At 71.2% G+C, this 18,743-nt stretch carries 15 protein-coding genes and 1 pseudogene; 8 read left to right on the top strand and 8 right to left on the bottom strand.

What is annotated here, in order from left to right; all coding sequences use genetic code 11:
• Nucleotides 1-84: 84 nt before the first annotated feature.
• Together ACH4FH_RS11560 and ACH4FH_RS11555 are read right to left on the bottom strand one after the other, a co-directional pair.
• Nucleotides 85-1,848 (bottom strand): APC family permease, encoded by a 1,764-nt coding sequence (locus tag ACH4FH_RS11560; RefSeq protein WP_398555566.1) that lies wholly within the window; start codon nt 1,846-1,848, stop codon nt 85-87.
• Nucleotides 1,849-3,153: 1,305 nt separating this feature from the next.
• Entirely contained in the window at nt 3,154-3,906 is a 753-nt protein-coding gene (locus ACH4FH_RS11555) for a GntR family transcriptional regulator (RefSeq protein WP_398555565.1), read from the bottom strand.
• Nucleotides 3,907-4,291: 385 nt separating this feature from the next.
• Between ACH4FH_RS11555 and ACH4FH_RS11550 the strand changes: the two genes are divergently transcribed.
• On the top strand, nt 4,292-5,074 hold the full coding sequence (locus ACH4FH_RS11550; RefSeq protein ID WP_398555564.1) for a PIG-L deacetylase family protein: 783 nt from the start codon (nt 4,292-4,294) through the stop codon (nt 5,072-5,074).
• Nucleotides 5,075-5,290: 216 nt separating this feature from the next.
• Here ACH4FH_RS11550 and ychF read toward each other — a convergent pair whose 3' ends face one another.
• Nucleotides 5,291-6,379, bottom strand: a complete 1,089-nt coding sequence (ychF, locus tag ACH4FH_RS11545) for a redox-regulated ATPase YchF (protein ID WP_398555563.1) — start codon at nt 6,377-6,379, stop codon at nt 5,291-5,293.
• Nucleotides 6,380-6,928: 549 nt separating this feature from the next.
• Between ychF and ACH4FH_RS11540 the strand changes: the two are divergent.
• Nucleotides 6,929-7,219: pseudogene (locus ACH4FH_RS11540) on the top strand (DUF6542 domain-containing protein); the annotation flags it as partial.
• Between the two features lie 61 nt (nt 7,220-7,280).
• Here ACH4FH_RS11540 and ppgK read toward each other — a convergent pair.
• Nucleotides 7,281-8,129: a polyphosphate--glucose phosphotransferase gene (gene ppgK / locus ACH4FH_RS11535; RefSeq protein ID WP_398555562.1), complete on the bottom strand. Its 849-nt coding sequence runs from the start codon at nt 8,127-8,129 to the stop codon at nt 7,281-7,283.
• Nucleotides 8,130-8,244: 115 nt separating this feature from the next.
• Nucleotides 8,245-9,276 (bottom strand): 4-hydroxy-3-methylbut-2-enyl diphosphate reductase, encoded by a 1,032-nt coding sequence (locus tag ACH4FH_RS11530; RefSeq protein WP_398555561.1) that lies wholly within the window; start codon nt 9,274-9,276, stop codon nt 8,245-8,247.
• A gap of 121 nt (nt 9,277-9,397) precedes the next feature.
• Between ACH4FH_RS11530 and ACH4FH_RS11525 the strand changes: the two genes are divergently transcribed.
• The 4 genes from ACH4FH_RS11525 (at nt 9,398) to ACH4FH_RS11510 (ending at nt 13,418) form a co-directional block, all read left to right on the top strand.
• Nucleotides 9,398-10,834: an APC family permease gene (locus ACH4FH_RS11525; RefSeq protein ID WP_398555560.1), complete on the top strand. Its 1,437-nt coding sequence runs from the start codon at nt 9,398-9,400 to the stop codon at nt 10,832-10,834.
• A 115-nt stretch (nt 10,835-10,949) separates the two neighbouring features.
• Nucleotides 10,950-12,185, top strand: coding sequence for an exodeoxyribonuclease VII large subunit (xseA, locus tag ACH4FH_RS11520; RefSeq protein ID WP_398555559.1), 1,236 nt, complete (start codon nt 10,950-10,952; stop codon nt 12,183-12,185).
• Between the two features lie 10 nt (nt 12,186-12,195).
• Nucleotides 12,196-12,492 carry an exodeoxyribonuclease VII small subunit gene (locus tag ACH4FH_RS11515; protein ID WP_398555558.1) on the top strand — a complete coding sequence of 99 codons (297 nt, stop codon included), beginning with the start codon at nt 12,196-12,198 and terminating at the stop codon, nt 12,490-12,492.
• Between the two features lie 332 nt (nt 12,493-12,824).
• Nucleotides 12,825-13,418: a malonic semialdehyde reductase gene (locus ACH4FH_RS11510; protein WP_398555557.1), complete on the top strand. Its 594-nt coding sequence runs from the start codon at nt 12,825-12,827 to the stop codon at nt 13,416-13,418.
• A gap of 145 nt (nt 13,419-13,563) precedes the next feature.
• On the opposite strand, the gene ACH4FH_RS11505 is transcribed toward ACH4FH_RS11510, so the two are convergent.
• On the bottom strand, nt 13,564-14,100 hold the full coding sequence (locus ACH4FH_RS11505) for a DUF4245 domain-containing protein (RefSeq protein ID WP_398555653.1): 537 nt from the start codon (nt 14,098-14,100) through the stop codon (nt 13,564-13,566).
• A gap of 250 nt (nt 14,101-14,350) precedes the next feature.
• Here ACH4FH_RS11505 and glpX point away from each other — a divergent pair, with 250 nt between their 5' ends.
• Entirely contained in the window at nt 14,351-15,382 is a 1,032-nt protein-coding gene (gene glpX / locus ACH4FH_RS11500; protein ID WP_393896323.1) for a class II fructose-bisphosphatase, read from the top strand.
• Nucleotides 15,383-15,481: 99 nt separating this feature from the next.
• Here glpX and ACH4FH_RS11495 read toward each other — a convergent pair whose 3' ends face one another.
• Both ACH4FH_RS11495 and ACH4FH_RS11490 read right to left on the bottom strand, forming a co-directional pair.
• Nucleotides 15,482-15,841 carry a WhiB family transcriptional regulator gene (locus tag ACH4FH_RS11495; RefSeq protein WP_398555556.1) on the bottom strand — a complete coding sequence of 120 codons (360 nt, stop codon included), beginning with the start codon at nt 15,839-15,841 and terminating at the stop codon, nt 15,482-15,484.
• 155 nt (nt 15,842-15,996) lie between these two features.
• Complete coding sequence (locus tag ACH4FH_RS11490) at nt 15,997-16,779, bottom strand: DUF1707 domain-containing protein (protein ID WP_398555555.1); 783 nt, start codon at nt 16,777-16,779, stop codon at nt 15,997-15,999.
• Between the two features lie 200 nt (nt 16,780-16,979).
• Here ACH4FH_RS11490 and ACH4FH_RS11485 point away from each other — a divergent pair, with 200 nt between their 5' ends.
• Nucleotides 16,980-18,653: a fumarate hydratase gene (locus ACH4FH_RS11485; protein ID WP_398555554.1), complete on the top strand. Its 1,674-nt coding sequence runs from the start codon at nt 16,980-16,982 to the stop codon at nt 18,651-18,653.
• Nucleotides 18,654-18,743 lie beyond the last annotated feature (90 nt).

Below are 18,743 nucleotides of genomic sequence, written 5' to 3'. Positions count from 1 at the left end.
AAACCTGCGAGTGGCCGGTGAAAAACACGGAGACTCCGGGCCTCCTATGAGGCCCGGAGTCCCGGGAGAACGTGCGTGCGGTCGTCAGGCGCCGACGGACGCCTTGTCGTCGTCCGACCGCACCTCGGCCGCCTCGGCAGCTTCCGCCGCCTCGGCCGCCTCCGCCGCCCGGGTCTCCGCCTCGACCTGGACCAGCGACGGGTTGCGCCAGGAGCTGCGCACACCCCAGTAGTAGAAGGCGAGGGCGATCAGCGCGACGACGAGGATGTCCCAGCCCTCGGGCAGGTAGCCCTTGCCGCCGAAGTCCTTGCCGCCCGCGTACGAGACACCGGCCATGACCAGCAGATACGCCACCATCCAGGCACCGGCCTTGAGGTGTGGCAGCAGACCGGCCCACGGCTTGCGGCCCTGGGTGAGCGGCTTGCCGATCTCGTACCAGGCCCAGACCGGCAGACCCACGGCCATGATCAGGATGACCTTGCCGGTCAGCGGCCAGCGGCCCCAGTACAGGACCAGCGAACCGAAGATCATCGCGATCGGCGCGACGAACGGCATCGCGCGCAGCTTGACCGGGCGCTTGAGGTCGGGCGAGAGCCGGCGCAGCGACATCACCGCGACCGGACCGGTGATGTAGGAGATGACCGTCGCGACCGAGACGATCTCGGCGAGCGAGCCCCAGCCGCGGAAGACCGCGAGGAAGAGGAAGGCGATCGCGAGGTTGAGGATCAGCGCCGGACGCGGCACACCGGTCTTCTTGTCCACCCGGCCGAAGATGCCCGGCAGGTGACCGTTCTCCTGCACACCCTGGATCATGCGCGAGGTGGTGGCCGCGTAGATCATGCCGGTGCCGGACGGGGAGACGAATGCGTCGGCGTACAGCAGCAGCGCCAGCCAGTTCAGACCCCAGGCCACCGCGAGGTCGGCGAGCGGGGAGTTGAAGCCGAGCCCGGCCCACCCGCCGCCGGCGCTCAGCTTGTCACCGGGAACCGCCATCAGGAACGCGACCTGCAGGGCGACGTAGATGACCAGCGCGATCACGATCGACCAGACAACCGACTTCGGCAGCGACTTGCCCGGGTTGCGGGCCTCGGCGGCGAGGTTCAGCGGGGACTGGAAGCCGTTGTAGGCCCAGACGATGCCGGAGACGGCGACCGCGGTGAAGACCGAGCTCCAGCCGTTCGGCGTGAAGCCGCCGTGCGCCTGGATGTTGCCGGTGTCGAAGTGCGCCAGCATCAGCGCGCCCGCGGTCATCACCGGCACGACGACCTTGAACACGGTGATCGCGGTGTTCGTCTTCGCGAACAGCGTGATCGCGAACCAGTTCAGGAAGAAGTAGAAGATCAGCAGGATGCTGGCGAGCCCGACACCGGTGCCGGTCAGCTCCTTGCCGTCATAGAGGGCCTGCGTCCAGCCGAAGTCCCAGGAACTCATGTACTGGACGGAGGCGGTGGCCTCTCCGGGAATGACGGAGACGATCGCGATCCAGTTCGCCCAGGCCGCCAGGTACCCGGCGAGCGAGCCGTGCGAGTACTGGCCGTAGCGGACCATGCCGCCGGCCTTGGGGAACATCGAGCCGAGCTCGGTGTAGGTGAGCGCGATCGTGAGCGCGACCACCGCGCCGATGACCCAGGCGAGGATCGCGGCCGGTCCTGCGATGGCGGCCGCCCGTTCGGCTCCGAAGAGCCAGCCGGAGCCGATGATGGACCCGAGACCCGTGGCGGTCAGGGCAATGGTCCCGAGGGACCGGCGGTAATGCGAGTGCGAGCCCTGCTCCGCGCTCGCGGTCTTCGTCGTGCTCACGTGCTTGGTCTCCTGGTCTTCCCCCGTGCCGTGCACAAACTTCGCCATCGTAAGAGCGAATCGGAAGATCACCTTCCCCTGCTCCACCAAAACCCCCGCCCGGCTGAGGGGGTGTGAGGTTTCCAACATCAAGATCCATCTGCCATTACGTGCTGAAGGCGGACAAATGGGGCGACGGGGGGGAGGGGTGGATGTGGGCAGAGAGGGGAAGGGGGTGCGGCTGGCGGCGAGAGATGGCGCGGGGGCGGTGTTTGCCATCGGACCGGTGCGGGCGGAGAGGGCGGAGAAGGCGGCCTTGAGGAAACGGTCAGGTGCCGGGAGGCGGGTGCTGACGGATGGGTGCGGTGGGGCGGAGAGGAACAGGCGGGCGCGAGCAGGCGGGTGTGGGCAAGTGCCGACAGATAAGAGGGAGCAGGGGGGCACGGGCGGATGGGTACGGGCGGGCGGGTACGGGCGGATGGGCGCGGGCGGATGGGTGCGGACAGGGGCAGGGGCGGGCAGAGCGGAGCAGGCAAGCGCGAGGGCAGCCGGATGCCGGCAGACGGGATGAGAGGCCGGCGCCGGCAGGCGCGAGCAGAGGCAGATACAGACGGGCGCGAGCAGGCGCAGGCAGGCGGGGCGCGAACAGCCCAGCGGCGGGCAGGCGCGTGGAGACGAGCAGGCGGCGGGGAGCGCAGGTGCAGGCAGACACGAGCGGCGCAAGAGCCGACAGGCCGAGGGAAGTCGAGGGCAGCGGGTAAGTGAGGGCAGGTAGATGCCATCAGGCGAAGGGAAGCACGCAAGCCCGAGCAGCCGGGCGCGAGTACGCACGTGCAGACAGTCGGATGGAAGCAGGCGGTGCCGGCAGGCAGTGCTCGCGGGGCACATGCAGGCGGGCGGTGCTCGCGGGAGGGTCGTGCGGGCCGTTGGTAGACGGCGCCGGAGAAGACGGTGGCAGCAAGATGACCGGCCGGCCACGGGGCGAACGCACGCGGGCGGACGCACGCGGACCGCTGATCAGTCGGAGTCACTGAAGGAGCTGGCGGCGAGACGGCCGACCAGGCACCGGGCGCCAGGGCGAGCGGTACACCTGGGGCGGGTGCGCGCGGGCCGGTTGGCCAGCCGACGCCGGAGAGACGGTGGCAGCAAGACAGCCGATCGGGCGCGGGGCGATGGGGCAGGCGGGCGGACGCGGACGCAGGCACGGACGGCGGCAAACCGACGGTGCACGCGAACAGTTGATCAGTCGGAATCACAGAAGGAGTTGGTGGCGAGCCGTCCGCCCGAACACACGCCGACGGGGCACAGGCCGACGAGGTAACACGCCCGCGGTGTGGGCAGGCCGACGAGGTAACGCCCCGGCCGTGTGGGCAGCTACCTCACCGGCAGGTGGTACGCGACGCGGTGGCGGTCGGCGAGGGTGACGACGTCGGCCGTCTCCACCGGGCGGCCGCCCGCGAAATACGTGCGCGAGATGACCAGGACCGCGTGCCCCGGCACCCCGCCCAGCGTCATGGCCTCTTCCGCGAGGCCCGGCCGGGCGCCGATCTCCTCCACGACGTTGTCCACCACGAGGTCGATGGCCGCCATGCGCTCGACCACCCCGCGCCCCGCCAGCGGCCCCTCCTCCGGCAGCATCACGGGCGTCCGCCCGGTGACCTCCAGCGGCTCCCACGAGGTGGAGAGCATCGAGGGCTCACCCTCCGCACGGAAGAGATAGCGGGTCCGCATCACCTTCGCCCCGGACGGAATGCGCAGCCGCGCGGCCACCAACGAACTGGCGACCTCCTGACCACTGTTGGACTCCCACGTCCCCCGCACCCGGTCGTCCGTCTGCTCCTGCCGGAACGGCGTGCAGACACCGGCGGAGCGGTAGCCGGCGCGGGCGATGCGACGTGGGACGGGCTGCTCGCGCACATAGGTGCCCGACCCCGAGCGCCCTTCGACCAGCCCCTCGGCCATCAGCACCTTGCGTGCCTCCAGCGCGACGGTGTCCGAGACGCCGTACTCCTCGCGGATCCGGGCCTGGGAGGGAAGGCGGGTGTGCGGAGGCAGCACCCCTTCGACGATCTTCTGGCGCAGGTCGCCTGCGACACGGAGGTACGCGGGCTGCTCACCGAAAGGCACGTGCCCCTCCCAACAGCTTGACAGTCAGCAACAGAGTGGCAACCGCGTGTTGTTGACCGCAACCTCAGGCCAGGAAATCACTCGATGTGATGAAGCGCAGCTCAGCAGGCATACGAAGCGGTCCCGTGATCAAGCTTCGCGTGCGCCCGCGGCCCCACGTCCCGGCAAAGCGCGCTCCGCCTGCCTTTCACGCCCCCAACACGCCCCCACGCGCCCCCACCTCACGGCCCCTCAGCCTCGTCCCCCATTCCCTGCTTCGCCGGAGCGCGGCACCAGGGATGTCATGATCGTGGGCGGGACGCAAACCCCCGCCCCATCAGGTTCCCGCCCGACGGGAACCCGCCAGGGGGACGGGAACAGGAAGTGGAACAGGAAGAGGCTCCCCATGCCCGAAGACTCCAACGCCCCCACGTCCCCGGCCTCTCCGCCCGCCGGTCCGACCCTCTCCCCCATGCCCGAGGACTGGCAGCGCGCGCTCGCCATCGTCGCCCACCCCGACGACCTCGAGTACGGCGCCGCGGCCGCCATCGCCGAATGGACCGCCGCCGGGCGGGAGATCACCTACCTCCTGGTCACCCGTGGCGAGGCCGGCATCGACGGGCTCGCCCCTGGCGAGTCCGCGGTGATCCGCGAGGCGGAGCAGCGGGCCGGCGCCGCGCTCGTCGGGGTCGACACCGTGGAGTTCCTCGACCACCGCGACGGTGTGATCGAGGCCGGTACGCCGCTGCGCCGTGACCTGGCCGCCGCGATCCGCCGCCACCGCCCCGAACTCCTCATCACCCTCAACCACCACGACACCTGGGGCGGTCTCCACTGGAACACCCCCGACCACCGGGTCGTGGGCCGCGCCGTCATGGACGCGGCGGGTGACGCCGGCAACCGCTGGATCTTCCCCGACATCAGTGAGGGCGACGGCCCGGCCCCCTGGGGCGGCGTCCGCTGGGTCGCCGTGGCCGGCTCCCCGCACCCCACGCACGCGGTCGAGGTCGGGCCGGGCATCGACCGGGCGGTCGCCTCGCTCGCCTCTCACGGCGCGTACATCAGGGGGCTCGGGGCCGAACAGGACCCGGCCACCTACGCCCGCGGGTTCGTCGAGCAGATGGTGCGCTCCGGCGGCGAGCGGTACCGGGGACGCCCCGCCACCCTCTTCGAGCTCTTCCCGCGCTGACACGTCACCGCCCGAGTCACCCGCGCGCGGCAACAGCAGCAGACCAGTCTCTTTGCCCGGGACCGGATGGACGAGACCGCACTCGTCATCGATCCGCCCGACCGGATGCCCGAACACCCGCCGGCAGGACACGTCAGAAGGGGCCGGCTCCTTCAGGAGCCGACCCCTTCTGACGTGCGCAGTTGACGAACGCTCAGCCTGCGGAAAACCAACCGCTCACACGTTGAACCGGAACTCCACCACGTCCCCGTCCTGCATCACATATTCCTTGCCTTCCATACGCGCCTTGCCCGCCGACCGCGCCTCCGCGACCGAGCCCGTCTCGACGAGGTCGGCGAAGGAGATGACCTCGGCCTTGATGAAGCCCTTTTGGAAGTCGGTGTGGATCACGCCGGCGGCCTCGGGGGCGGTGGCGCCCTTCTTGATGGTCCAGGCGCGGGTTTCCTTGGGGCCTGCCGTCAGGTACGTCTGGAGGCCGAGGGTGTTGAAGCCGACGTGGGCGAGGGTGGCGAGGCCGGGCTCCTCGGCGCCGACGGACTGGAGGAGCTCCATGGCGTCCTCCTCGTCCAGCTCGGCGAGCTCGGCCTCCAGCTTGGCGTTGAGGAAGATGGCCTCGGCGGGAGCGACCAGGGCGCGCTGCTCGTTCTTGAAGTCCTCGTCGGTCAGCTCGTCCTCGTCGACGTTGAAGACGTAGAGGAAGGGCTTGGTGGTGAGCAGGTGCAGGTCGTGCAGGAGCTCCTCGTTGCCGGAGCCCTGGACGATGCCCGCGGAGAAGAGGGTGTCGCCCTTCTCCAGGATCGCCTTGGCCTCCTCGACCGCCTTGACCTTGGGAGCCACGTCCTTCTTGATCCGCGACTCTTTCTGGAGGCGCGGCAGGACCTTCTCGATGGTCTGGAGGTCGGCGAGGATCAGCTCGGTGTTGATCGTCTCGATGTCGTCCTTGGGCGAGACCTTGCCGTCGACGTGGACGACGTTCTCGTCCTTGAAGGCGCGGATGACCTGGCAGATCGCGTCGGACTCGCGAATGTTGGCGAGGAACTTGTTGCCCAGGCCCTCGCCCTCGGAGGCGCCGCGGACGATGCCCGCGATGTCGACGAAGTCGACGGTCGCCGGGAGCACCTTCTGCGAGCTGAAGATTTCGGCGAGGGTGGCCAGCCGGGGGTCCGGGACACCGACGACGCCGACGTTCGGCTCGATGGTGGCGAACGGGTAGTTGGCCGCCAGCACGTCGTTCTTGGTCAGGGCGTTGAACATGGTCGACTTGCCGACATTCGGCAGACCGACGATTCCGATCGTGAGCGACACGGTGGCGACTTCCCGGTGCGAGGCGGTGGAGGGCGGTGAGCGGCTCCCTGAGGGGCCGATCCACCAGTCTACGGGGCGGCCGGTCGGCCCCGCCCCGCCCGGGGCCGTACACCGCCGAGCCGGTGGCCGTGGATCGAACGGAGCGCCAAGCTCGGTGAAAGCGCGTGTCCCGCAGCCTAATTATCCCACTTAGCGGCCTACCGTTGGCGAGTGGAGCAACATGAAGCGCGCAGCCCTCAGCCCAGTCCGCAGCGGAGAGGCCGTCCGGCCACGGGCCAGGACGCCCGGCTTCCCCGCCCCACAGACGCCGTCTCGCCCCGCCCGGCCGGTTTCCGGCCCCCGGCGCGGACCGCGAGGCCGCCCGCCGTGCAGGCGTCGGCCCGAGGCCCCGCACAGGCCGGTGCCCGCGCGCCGACCCGCGGGGCCCCGGGCGGCCCCGCACAGCCGGACTCCCCCGGCCCGCAGATCGGGGGTGAGACCTCGACCGTCTACCGCGCCCGCCCGCGGCACCGCCCCCCGCTGGCTCCGGTGGCCGCCGCCCTGCGCCGGATGCCGGCGCCCAAGCTCACCGGCCTCGGCTGCTGGCTGCTGGCGACTCTCGCCCTGCTGGCGTTCGCGGCGGTGGACTGGCTCCTGTTCGGCGGCGCGCAGGCCGCTTACGGCGCGTTCTTCGTGCTGGTCAGCGCCTGTGCGGCACTGTGGGTGCGGCCCTACGACCTGATCACGGCGCCGATCGCCCTGCCCATCGCGTTCGCCGTGGGGGCGGTGCCGATCCAGCGTGGCACCCACGGTTTCGGCGGGCTGCTGATGGGCGTCTTCACCGTCCTCGCGCTGAACGCGGGCTGGCTCTACGCCGGCACCCTGCTCTGCGCGCTGCTGGCGCTCTTCCGTAAGGCCCTGATCATCGCCCGGCGTCGGCTCGGCCGGCCGGTGTCCCGACAGCAGGCCGGGGGCCCCGCAGATCCGCGGCAGCCGGCGGTGAGCCGTCGGCAGCGGGTGGCCCACCAGCCCGAGCGGCGTGCGCAGCCATGGCGGCCCCGACAATCCCCGCGTTGTTCTGAAGCTGCGCCGGTACGATCTCGGCCCTGATGTCCTCCAGCAGCGGCAGGAACTTCTCCGCCTTGCGGCTGACCCCGCCACCGATCACGAACAGCTCGGGCGAGAAGAGCATCTCCACATGGGCGAGGTACTTCCGGACGCGGCGTGCCCAGTGCTGCCAGGTGAGGTCCCCGTCCTCCTTGGCCTTGGTGGAGGCGCGCTTCTCGGCGTCGTGACCGTGTAGCTCCAGGTGGCCGAGCTCGGTGTTGGGGACGAGCCGGCCGCCGGTGAAGACGGCGCTGCCGATGCCGGTGCCGAGGGTGAGCACGATGACCGTGCCGATGCGGCCGCGGCCCGCGCCGTAGCGCATCTCGGCGAGACCGGCGGCGTCCGCGTCGTTGAGGAGGGTGACGGGGCGGCTGCCGAGCCGGCTGGTGAGCAGGGCGGCGGCGTCGACGCCGATCCAGTGTTTGTCGACATTGGCGGCGGTGCGGGTCGTCCCGTCGGTGACCACACCGGGGAACGTGGCGCCGACCGGGCCCTGCCACCCGAAGTGGTCGACGACTTCCCTGACGCTGTCCGCGACGGCCTCCGGGGTCGCCGGGTGCGGGGTCAGCACCTTGTGGCGCTCTTCCGCGAGGTCGCCGCGTTCCAGATCCACCGGGGCACCTTTGATGCCCGATCCACCGATGTCCACACCGAAGACCTTCATGGGGAAAGGCTAGGTCCTGCGGGGCGGATCCGCGTGGAGAAGCCCGCTACGGGCGGCGGCGGGCGGGAGGCCGGCGTGGACCCGGCGGGCCGGGTCCACGCGAGGCCCGCTGTGCTCAGCCCTCGACGGCCGACTTGGCCTCGGCGCGCAGATCGCGGCGGAGTTCCTTGGGCAGCGAGAAGGCGATGGACTCCTCGGCGGCCGTGATCGTCTCGACGTCCTCGTAGCCGCGCTGGGCGAGCCAGTCCAGGACGCCGTGGACGAGGATCTCCGGGACGGAGGCACCGGAGGTGACCCCGACCGTGCCCACGCCCTCCAGCCACGCCTCGTCGAGCTCCTCGGCGTAGTCGACGAGGTGGGCGTCGCGGGCGCCCGCCCCGAGTGCGACCTCGACCAGGCGGACGGAGTTCGAGGAGTTCTTGGAGCCGACGACGATGACGAGGTCGGCCTCGGCGCCCATCTGCTTGACCGCGACCTGGCGGTTCTGGGTGGCGTAGCAGATGTCGTCGCTGGGCGGCGAGAGGAGGTTGGGGTAGCGGCCCTTGAGAGCGCCGACCGTCTCCATGGTCTCGTCGACGGAGAGCGTGGTCTGGGAGAGCCAGACGACCTTCTCCGGGTCGCGGACCTCGACGTTCTGCACGTCGTCGGGGCCGTCGACGATGGTGATGTGCTCGGGGGCCTCGCCGCTGGTGCCGACGACCTCTTCGTGGCCCTCGTGACCGATCAGGAGGATGTCGTAGTCCTCGCTCGCGTACCGGACGGCTTCCTTGTGGACCTTGGTGACCAGCGGGCAGGTGGCGTCGATGGTGGCGAGCTTGCCGCGCTTGGCCTCGTCGTGGACGACGGGGGCGACGCCGTGGGCCGAGAAGATGACGATGTTGCCCTCGGGCACCTCTTCGGTCTCCTCGACGAAGATCGCGCCCTTCTTCTCCAGGGTCTTCACGACGTACTTGTTGTGCACGATCTCGTGGCGGACGTAGACGGGCGCGCCGTACTGCTCCAGGGCTTTCTCGACGGCGATCACCGCGCGGTCCACGCCCGCGCAATAGCCACGAGGGGCGGCGAGCAGGACCCGGCGGGTCTCCCCGCGACGCGAAGCGTCTCCGCTCGGGGTGGAGGCGGGCGGCGGGCTGGGCGTAGCAGTCATGCGTCCCATCGTACGGCCGTACCTCAACCCCCAAAGATCGCGCCGGTGACCGAGACTGAGGAACGTGCCCTGCCCGGCGTCGAACATCCGGGTGGGGCCCGGCGCACCAGAGGGAGGCACGATGCCGGGGACGTTCGGCGAGACGGGTGAGGGCGCGGCGGAGCACGGTGCCGGCGAGGGAGGGAGCAGCGCCGAGGCCGGATCGCTGCGCCGGACGCTGACGTTCCGGGATCTCATCGTCTACGGGCTGCTGTTCATCGCGCTCATGGCCCCGGTCGGTATTTTCGGCACGCTCCAGGCCAAGTCGCACGGCGCGATCGCGCTGGTCTACCTCGTCGCGACCGTCGCGATGGCCTTCACCGCCTACTCGTACGCACAGATGGTGCGGGTCGCCCCGCAGGCCGGATCGGTCTACACCTACGCCCGGGTGGGGCTGGGCCAGGGCCCGGGGTTCATCGCCGGGTGGATGGCGATGCTGGACTACCTCCTGATCCCGGCGGTGGCGTATCTGTTCTCCGGGATCGCCATGCACGCGCTGGTGCCGTCGGTGCACGAGTGGGTGTGGACGGCGATCGCGGTGGTGGTGACGACGCTGCTGAACCTGTGGGGGGTACGGACCGCAGCGAGGGTCGGGTTCGCGGTGCTCGCGATGGAGATCGTGGTGCTCACGGTGTTCGTGGTGGCGGCGGTCGCCGAGCTGATCACCCATGGCGCGCAGCGCGGCTGGGCGGCGCCGCTGTCGGGCGAGGGCGGCTTCTCGATGAGCGCGGTGCTCGCCGCGGTGTCGGTGGCGGTGCTGTCGTATCTGGGCTTCGACGCCATCGCCTCGTTCGCGGAGGAGGCGAAGGGCGCGCCGGGTTCCGGCCCGCGCGGGTCCGACAGGGTGGCGCGCGCGGTGCTCACCTGTCTCGCGGTGGCCGGTGTGCTGTTCGCGGTACAGACGTATCTGGCGGCGCTGCTGGCACCGATGAGCGCGGCGGAGCTGGCGGCCCACCCCGGGGAGCAGGGCGAAGCCTTCTACACCACGGTCGACTCGGCGGTGGGCGACTGGCTGCACGACCTGGTGGCCGTCAGCAAGGCGATCGGGGCGGCGTTCGCGGCGCTGGCGGGGCAGGCGGCGGCGGGCCGGCTGCTGTTCGCGATGGCCCGGGACCGACGGCTGCCGGGGGCGATGTCGAAGGTGGACGCGGGCAGCGGGGTGCCGCGCCGGGCCCTGCTGGGCGCCGCCCTGGTGACGCTGGTGGCGGCTGTCTGGGCGGCCCGCAGGGACGACGGGCTCGATCATCTGTCGTCGATCGTCAACGTCGGGGCGCTGACCGCGTTCGCGCTCCTGCACGCGTCCGTGGTCGGGTGGTTCTGGGTACGCAAACGGGCCGAGGTGCCGAGCGTGCTGCGGCATGTGGTGGTGCCGGTGCTGGGTCTCGCGGTGGTCGTCGCCGTGATCGTCGAGGCGTCCGCGACGGCGCAGATCGTGGGCGGCATCTGGTTGGCGGTGGGGCTGGTGGTGCTGGCGGCGCAGTACCGGGACAGCCGCCGGCCGACGAGCCCGCCGATGTGACGAAGGCCGGGCGTGGCCGGGCGAGGCCGGCGGGTGGGCCGGGAGGCCGGGTTCGGGCCGCTGCCGGGCCCGCGGACCCCTCCCGCTGTCGGTGGCCGCCGATACCCTCGCTCGTATGGCTGTCTCTACGTCCCCGGAAGCGCCGATCCCGGTCGGCGAGGTGTCCCGACTCATCGGCGGGTGGATCGACCGGCTCGGCGCGGTGTGGGTCGAGGGGCAGATCACCCAGCTCTCCCGCCGGCCCGGCGCGGGCGTCGTCTTCCTGACGCTGCGCGACCCGTCGTACGACATCTCGGTGAGCGTGACGTGCTACCGCCAGGTGTTCGACCGGGTCGCCGAGGTGGTGAGCGAGGGCGCCCGGGTGGTGGTGCACGCCAAGCCCGAGTGGTACGCCCCGCGCGGTCAGCTGTCGCTGCGGGCCGCCGAGATCAAGCCGGTCGGCGTCGGTGAACTGCTCGCCCGGCTGGAGCAGTTGAAGAAGTCGCTGGCCGCGGAGGGGCTGTTCGCGGCCGACCGCAAGACGTCGCTGCCGTTCCTGCCGCAGCTGATCGGGCTGGTCTGCGGCAGGGCCAGCGCCGCGGAGCGGGATGTCCTGGAGAACGCCAGGCACCGCTGGCCGGCCGTCCGCTTCGAGGTGCGCAATGTGCCGGTGCAGGGGGTGCACGCGGTGCCGCAGGTGATCGAGGCGGTCCAGGAGCTGGACGCCCATCCCGAAGTGGACGTGATCATCGTGGCGCGGGGCGGCGGCAGCGTGGAGGACCTGCTGCCGTTCTCCGACGAACAGCTCGTCCGGGCGGTGGCCGCGGCCCGGACTCCCGTCGTCTCCGCGATCGGCCACGAACCGGACAGCCCGCTGCTGGACCTGGTCGCCGACCTCCGGGCCTCCACGCCCACCGACGCGGCCAAGAAGGTCGTACCGGACGTGGGTGAGGAGCTGGCCCGGGTCACGCAGCTGCGCGAGCGGGCGCTGCGCGCGGTCCGCGGCTTCGTGGAGCGCGAGGAACGGGGGCTCACCGCGGCCCTGCACCGGCCGTCGATGCAACGGCCGCAGCGCATGGTCGAGGAGCGCGAGGAGCAGGTCACGGCGCTGCTGGAGCGGGGCCGGCGGACGCTCGGGCACCTGCTGGACCGCGCGGACTCGGAGCTGTCGCACACCCTGGCGAGGGTGGTCGCGCTCTCCCCGAAGGCGACCCTGGAGCGGGGGTACGCGGTGCTGCAGAAGCCGGACGGGGCGGCGGTGCGCTCCCCGGAGGAGGTCGGGGCGGACGAGGAGTTGCGGGCCCGGGTGGCCGAGGGCGAGTTCCGGGTGCGGGTGGACGGCGTTCCTGGCGCTGTCACACCCCCCGCATAGGGTGGGAGACATGGCGAAGGCGAAGACGGACGACATGGCGGACGCCGAGCGCGGGGTGGCGACCGGCGCGGAGACCGAGGTGGCCGCCGTGGACTCCACGCTCGGCTACGAACAGGCGCGGGACGAGCTCATCGAGGTGGTCCGCAGCCTGGAGGCGGGCGGCACGACCCTGGAGGAATCCCTCGCCCTGTGGGAGCGCGGCGAGGAGCTGGCAAAGGTCTGCCGCCGCTGGCTGGACGGCGCCCGGGCCCGGCTGGACGCGGCGCTGGCGGAGCCCGCGGAGGGGGCGGACGCGGAGCGCGGATAGCGCAGCGGGCGAGTTGGCACGGCGGGCGGTGCTGCCGGGAGACCGGCGGCCGGTGGTCGCCGGGGCGCGGATCCAAAACGCGCCGACGCACCGGCCGAGCTGCGGCGGCGCACTGCAGACGCCGAGCCCGAGGCCGCGGGCACCCCGAGCCCGCGGCCCGGAATGCACTCCTCGCCCGTCTCGCCCCCCGCGCCCCTATCGCCCCATGTGAACCGACTCACACTTCCCGGGTTTTAGTTGAATGTTCACACATCTTCGCTACAGTGGTTCACGTAGCCCCATCAGGCTCGTCGAAGAACCTGAAACCCAGCCGACTCACCGAGGTGCCCTTTATGTCTCTCGCCCTTGACGCCGCCGCTCAGGACCTCCTCTTCCGTGAGGCCCAGACCGCCAACACGTTCACGGACGAGCCGGTGACGGACGAGCAGGTCCAGGCGATCTACGACCTGGTGAAGTACGCCCCGACCGCCTTCAACCAGTCGCCGCTGCGGATCGCCCTGGTCCGTTCCGAGGACGCCCGCCGCCGCCTGGTCGAGCACGCCATGGGCGCCAACGGCCCCAAGACGCAGTCCGCGCCGCTGACCGCGATCCTCTCGGTGGACCTCGACTTCCACGAGCACCTGCCGCGCCTGTTCCCGGCCGCCCCCGGCGTCAAGGACGCGTTCTTCTCCGAGGCCGCCGCCCGTGAGGCCGCCGGCACCCAGAACGCCACCCTGCAGGCCGGCTACTTCATCCTCGGTGTGCGCGCCGCCGGCCTGGCCGCGGGCCCGATGACCGGCTTCGACTTCACCGGCGTCGACAAGGAGTTCTTCGGCGACGGCAAGCAGAAGTCCTTCCTGGTCATCAACATCGGCAAGCCGGGCACCGACGCCTTCTTCCCGCGCTCGCCGCGCCTGGAGTTCGACGAGGCCGTCAGCACCGTCTGAGCCCCCCGCCGCGCGAAGCCCGCACGGCTCCCCACGCGGCTCCCGCACGACGACGAGGCCGCCGCACCCCTCACGGGTGCGGCGGCCTCGTCGTATGCGTAGCTCCTGCCGGGGACGTCCGGATCCCGCCAGGGACCGTCGCCTCTCAGCCCTTCTTCGCCTCCAGGGAGGCGGCCAGCTCCGCGAGCCTGCCGTAGGGCGCGGTGCCGGTGACGACCGTGGTCACGCCCGGCTCGGTGCGGACCAGGGCGTTGTACTTCTCGCCCTTGTAGCGGTCCCACTTCGCGCTGCCGACGGCCTGCTTGCCCGCGGCCTTCGTCGCGCCCAGCGTGACGTCCTTGATGAATTCCTTGGCGGGTGCGTCGCTCTGCTCGATGGCGGCGTACTCCTGCTCGGGGTCGAGCATGCCCAGATGCCAGGCGCCGCCCTTGCCGTCATTGCTCGCCTTGTACGAGACGGAGGTGGCACGCCACGTCTTGGGGAGCCCCTTCGGCACGGCGACCGGGTACGGGGCCGCGCGCCGGGCCGTGATGGCCTCGACGCGGTAGTCGACGGTCCGGACCGCGTTCTTCTCGGCGGTCCGGCTGTCGTCGTGCGGGATGAACACATAGATCGCCCCGACGAGAACGCCGATCACCGCCAGCGACAGGACCATGTCCCGCACCGTTTGCCTACCTCGCATACCTGCCACGCCCCTATGGTCCCCCATGCCTCCGGCGCGTCGGACGGGCCCCCCGGAGACGGCCGTCACACGGCCGCGCCGGCCGCGCCACCGGTGGCCCGCGCACCGCCGCGACCAGCCCGTTCGGCCCGCCATGCGGGGCCTGCGGCGCCGCTCATGCGAAGGGCCCCCTGCTCATTTTCGTGACGTACCGATAAAGTCATGACCACCCTCACTTCCACGGCCGTCGCCGTACAGAAAGGTGCGCTCGATGACCGAGCATCATCTCCCGCCCCCCCTCGAGGTCAGCCCCGAGGCTCCGGATCGCAACCTCGCCCTGGAGCTGGTCCGGGTGACCGAGGCCGGCGCCATGGCGTCGGGCCGCTGGGTCGGCCGGGGTGACAAGAACGGCGCGGACGGCGCGGCGGTCAAGGCCATGCGTGCCCTGATCCACACCGTCTCGATGAACGGCGTCGTGGTCATCGGGGAGGGCGAGAAGGACAACGCCCCGATGCTCTACAACGGCGAGCGCGTGGGCGACGGAACCGGCGCGGAGTGCGACGTCGCCGTGGACCCCGTGGACGGCACGACGCTGACCGCCAAGGGCATGGCCAACGCCGTGTCCGTGATGGCGGTCGCCGAGCGCGGCACGATGTTCGACCCGTCCGCGGTCTTCTACATGGACAAGCTCGCCACCGGCCCCGAAGCGGCCGACTACGTCGACATCAACGCCCCGGTGGCGGTGAACATCCGCCGGATCGCCAAGGCCAAGCGGTCCGCCGTCGAGGACGTCACCGTCGTCATCCTGGACCGGCCCCGCCACGACGGGCTGGTCAAGGAGGTCCGGGAGGCCGGCGCCCGGATCAAGTTCATCTCCGACGGCGATGTCGCGGGCGCGATCATGGCGGCCCGCGAGGGCACCGGCGTGGACCTGCTGCTGGGCATCGGCGGCACCCCCGAGGGCATCATCGCGGCCTGCGCCCTCAAGTGTCTGGGCGGCACGCTCCAGGCCAAGCTGTGGCCGAAGGACGACGAGGAGCGCGGGCGCGCTCTCGACGCCGGTCACGACCTCGACAAGGTGCTGCAGATCGAGGACCTGGTCAGCGGCGACAACGTCTTCTTCGTCGCCACCGGCATCACCGACGGCGACCTGCTGCGCGGTGTCCGCTACCGCGCCGAGAACGCCTACACCCAGTCGCTGGTGATGCGCTCCAAGTCGGGCACCATCCGCCAGATCGACTCCCAGCACCGGCTGTCGAAGCTCCGCGCGTACAGCTCGGTGGACTTCGAGCGCCCCAGCTGACGCACCGGCGGGGCCACCACCCCGTCCGCACGCACACGTCGCCCCCGCCGGAGATCCGGCGGGGGCGACGTGTGCGTGAGCCGAAGCCGATCGGCGCTGTCAGCCCACCACGGGCATGTGGGCGGCGCGCTGGAGCTCACTCTCCCGGCGCCGCCGCCGGGCCAGCACCACCCGGCGCTCGGCGGCGGTCAGGCCGCCCCAGACGCCGTACGGCTCGGGCTGGAGCAGCGCGTGTTCCCGGCACTCGACCATCACCGGACAGCGGGCGCACACCCGCTTCGCGGCCTCTTCCCTGGCCAGTCGCGCGGCGGTCGGTTCCTTGGACGGGGCGAAGAACAGCCCGGCTTCGTCCCGACGGCACACCGCCTCCGAATGCCAGGGGCCGGCCTCGTCGCGCTCGGGAACTCGCTGGGACGGCACGACGGCGGCATCCTGCAGGGGCTGATGCGGTAGCAGCACGGTCTACTCCTGACGACGGCTTCGGCGAGAAAATCACCCTTGCCCGTCTCGCTGCGCACGGCTTTTCGCACCCCGCAGCCGTACGAGAGACGATGCACCAGCCCTACCCGCTGTACGCACGCTTATGCACACGGTGGCCGCCGGAGAAAGCCGTCTCAGTCGTCGCGGTCCTTACGGAAGCGGTCGCGGCGCCCGTGGAGGTCGTGGTGCAGGCGGGCGTGCCGGTCGAGGCGCTGCTCGCGGAGCCGGTCGCGCAGATCGCGCAGCAGGGCGCCACGCTTCGGCTTCGCCTCCACGCTGCCCAGCAAGGCGAAGCCGTTGACCTGCACCTGCGGGGCGTCACCCTCGGCCGCGTCGTGCGTCTCCACCTCGAAGGCGCCCAGCACGCCGGAGCCGCTGCTGCGCAGCGTGATGTTCTCCGGGACCCGGATCTCGACGCTGCCCAGGATGGCGGTGACGGTGATCTGGACCTGCTGCTGGGGGAAGACCGCCTCCGTGAGATCGATCTCCACACTGCCGAAGATCGCGACGGCGTTGATCCGCGCGGGAACCTGCCAACGGCCCTTGCGTACGGAGGCGCTGAAGACCGCGATCAGGTTCTGGTCCGGGACGGGGACACCGGACGCGTACGCCCCCGAGGCGGGACGCGGACCGCTGTCGGCCGCCGCCGGCAGGTCCCGGACGACGGGCTCCAGCTCGCCCATCGTCTTGGCGCGGTAGACCAAGTCGATCCGCTCGGCGTGCTCCTCGGCGTCCAGCCGGCCCTCGGCCAGCGCCTCGCGGAGGATGCCGGCGATCCGGTCGCGGTCCGCGTCCGACGCGCGGATCTCGGCCTCGGCCACGGGCCTGGCCGGCTGCGCCGGCTGCCGGTCGCGCTTTTCGAGCGGAACGGGCGGGGTCGCGGAGCCGGGCTCCGGTGTGTCGTCTGCAGCGTTCACGACAGCAGCCTAGCGAAACGCGATAGATCGCGACAGGGTGTGGCGCGACCGGGCCCCTCACCTCGGACATCCCGAGCCCGCCGGGGCCTTCGCCAACTGAGCCTTACCTCACAGCGGCGTCCGGGCGCCAGGGTTCTACCCTGGTCAGGCGCTGCCGTAGATGCCAGCCGAGCCCCCTCCAAGTAAGGAATGACTCCGAAATGCCGGAATTCGCCTACACCGACCTACTCCCCACCGGCGAGGACAACACCCCGTACCGCCTGGTCACTTCGGAGGGCGTGAGCACCTTCGAGGCCGACGGCCGCACGTTCCTCAAGGTCGACCCGGAGGCGCTGCGCAAGCTGGCGGCCGAGGCGATGCACGACATTTCGCACTACCTGCGCCCCACGCACCTCGCCCAGCTCCGCAAGATCCTGGACGACCCCGAGGCCAGCGCCAACGACCGCTTCGTCGCGCTCGACCTGCTGAAGAACGCCAACATCGCCGCCGCGGGTGTGCTGCCCATGTGCCAGGACACCGGCACCGCGATCGTGATGGGCAAGCGCGGCCAGCACGTGCTCACCGAGGGCGGCGACGAGGAAGCCCTCTCGCGCGGCATCTACGACGCCTACACCCAGCTCAACCTGCGCTACTCGCAGATGGCCCCGCTGACGATGTGGGACGAGAAGAACACCGGCTCCAACCTGCCGGCCCAGATCGAGCTGTACGCGACCGACGGCGGCGCCTACAAGTTCCTGTTCATGGCCAAGGGCGGCGGCTCGGCGAACAAGTCGTTCCTCTTCCAGGAGACCAAGGCGGTCCTCAACGAGGGCTCCATGATGAAGTTCCTGGAGCAGAAGATCCGCTCGCTCGGTACGGCCGCCTGCCCGCCGTACCACCTCGCCATCGTCGTCGGCGGCACGAGCGCCGAGTACGCGATGAAGACCGCCAAGTACGCCTCCGCCCACTACCTGGACGAGCTGCCGGCGGAGGGCTCCCCCACCGGCCACGGCTTCCGGGACAAGGAGCTGGAGGAGAAGGTCTTCGAGCTGACGCAGAAGATCGGCATCGGCGCCCAGTTCGGCGGCAAGTACTTCTGCCACGACGTCCGCGTCGTGCGGCTCCCGCGTCACGGCGCGTCCTGCCCCGTCGCCATCGCCGTCTCCTGCTCCGCCGACCGTCAGGCCGTCGCGAAGATCACCGCCGAGGGCGTCTTCCTGGAGCAGCTGGAGACCGACCCGGCGCGGTTCCTCCCGGAGACCACCGAGGAGGAGCTGACCGAGGGTGCGGGTCCCGACCTCAACGCGGTCTCCATCGACCTCAACCGCCCGATGGACGACGTACTCGCCGAGCTGACCAAGCACCCGGTCAAGACCCGCCTGTCCCTCACCGGCACCCTGGTCGTCGCCCGCGACATCGCGCACGCCAAGATCAAGGAACGCCTGGACGCCGGCGACGACATGCCGCAGTACCTCAAGGACCACCCGGTCTACTACGCGGGCCCGGCCAAGACCCCCGAGGGCTACGCCTCCGGCTCCTTCGGCCCGACCACCGCGGGCCGGATGGACGCGTACGTCGAGCAGTTCCAGGCTGCCGGCGGCTCCAAGGTCATGCTCGCCAAGGGCAACCGCTCCCAGCAGGTCACCGACGCCTGCGGTACGCACGGCGGCTTCTACCTGGGCTCCATCGGCGGCCCGGCCGCGCGACTGGCCCAGGACTGCATCAAGAAGGTCGAGGTCCTGGAGTACGAGGAGCTCGGCATGGAGGCCGTCTGGCGGATCGAGGTCGAGGACTTCCCCGCCTTCATCGTCGTCGACGACAAGGGCAACGACTTCTTCCAGGACCCGGCGCCCGCCCCGACGTTCACCAGCATCCCGGTGCGTCAGGGCAACTGACCGTCCGAGCGCCCGAGAGCCCCCGGCCTGCCGTCGGGGGCTCTCGCCGTTCCACCTCCCCGCGAACAGCCTCCGACGGCAGAGTCGGCG

The sequence above is a fragment of the Streptomyces sp. NPDC017993 genome, assembly GCF_044328065.1.
In the GTDB taxonomy this organism is placed as follows: Bacteria; Actinomycetota; Actinomycetes; order Streptomycetales; family Streptomycetaceae; genus Streptomyces.
The sequence above is the reverse complement of the archived record's forward strand: the minus strand, read 5'-3'. Positions and strand labels throughout refer to the sequence as shown.